Below are 1,385 nucleotides of genomic sequence, written 5' to 3'. Positions count from 1 at the left end.
GGGTTAAGCGACAAAATGTGTGTCTGCTATCGGCGTGTCGCGGGGTTAGATGTGGCCTTTTTGGATGCCGATTGAGTGTGTGTACTCGGTATCGATACCGTTGTCGTAGAGGGCTGGTTGTCCTGTTTCATAGTCGGCTTGGTTCTCGTTTCGGGTCAGGGTTGTAACTTTGGCGAGTTGGTTCTGGCCCCAGTTGGACTGTCTGGCGATTTCTATTGGATCGCCAGGCAGTTCCGTTTTCAGATACAGCCACCAATCCAGCATTTTGCGTTGGTGCTCACCGCGTCTGCCGCGATGAGTTCTTGCAAGGAGCTTCAGCTGGGCGTTGATGCCGCCTTCAAGACTGTTGGTGGTGGATTTGATCCGGTGCGGCTCGAGCACACCTTTCGGGGGCTTGAGGTAGACAAACAGCAGGTCATTGCGCCACAGGTGGTTGAGACTGTTGTAGGCCTTGCGCACGTTGACATGGGTCCACACGAGTGTGTCTTTTGCTGTTTTCGGGTCTTTGACCTGTGTCTTTTCGTTGAGCCAATCCTTGTAGAGCGTGTGAAACTCTTGCAGTTGTGCACCCCATTGTGCAGCCTCGTCCAGGGTGGTGATGCGGGTGAGTTTCAGCGCGAGTCGGTAGATGGTGCGGCCAGCATCAGTGCGTGGTCGTGAGGTGGTGTAGCGGCGTACTCTGCGTTGGGCGTGCACGAGGCAGCGTTGGATTTTGGTGTTTGGCCAGCACGTTTTAATTGCGCTTGTGGCTCCTCGGCCACCGTCGATCACAGCGATCAACGGTGCTTCGATGCGCTCGAGCAGGCGCTTGTAGTCGTGTGTGGTTTCTTGTTTGCACCAGTGCCAGGCGATGACGTGGTCGAGCGTTGCCGCCACGATCAGACAGCCACCTGCGGTGTAGGTGCCGTCGATGAAGATCTGGTCGTAGACCCTGCCTGTATGGCCGATGGTCGGGTCAGGCACGTCAACCAGCCAAAAGGCATCGAATTTGCGCTGCAGCGTACGTGTCGAGCAGCTCATGTTGCCGGCGATCGCCGCAAGACTGGTCCCGGCGGTCAGGTGCTGGATGAACGCACGAAATAGGGCTGCGTTGGTGATATCGCTGCGCTGCTTGGTCAGTGAAGCACCGCAGATTTTGCACCGCCACCGGGTCGTCCCGTTGCTGGTGGTGCCGTTTCGTTTCATATCGCCGCCACAATGGCAGCGTGGTCGGTTCTTTGGCATTGGGCAACCGAACCACCGCTCCGTAGCACACCATGGCAGCCACACCGGGGATTTTCGCAAGAGAGGGCCAATATATGCTTTTGGAGCATATATTTTCCGCAAACGCGGAGTTCAGAGCATGAAAATCAACGATTCCGGACACACATTTTGTCGCTTAACCC

General features: G+C 56.2%; 1 protein-coding gene. It reads right to left on the bottom strand.

Translation table 11 applies throughout. From position 1 onward, the window contains the following. Window positions 1-45: 45 nt before the first annotated feature. Entirely contained in the window at window positions 46-1,224 is a 1,179-nt protein-coding gene (locus tag KBX14_RS11140; protein WP_013887464.1) for an IS256-like element ISCre1 family transposase, read from the bottom strand. Between the last annotated feature and the right edge of the window lie 161 nt (window positions 1,225-1,385).

It is taken from the genome of Corynebacterium sp. CCUG 61414, assembly GCF_024453945.1.
Lineage (GTDB): Bacteria > Actinomycetota > Actinomycetes > Mycobacteriales > Mycobacteriaceae > Corynebacterium > Corynebacterium pseudogenitalium.
This window is presented reverse-complemented; position numbering and strand designations above follow the sequence as displayed.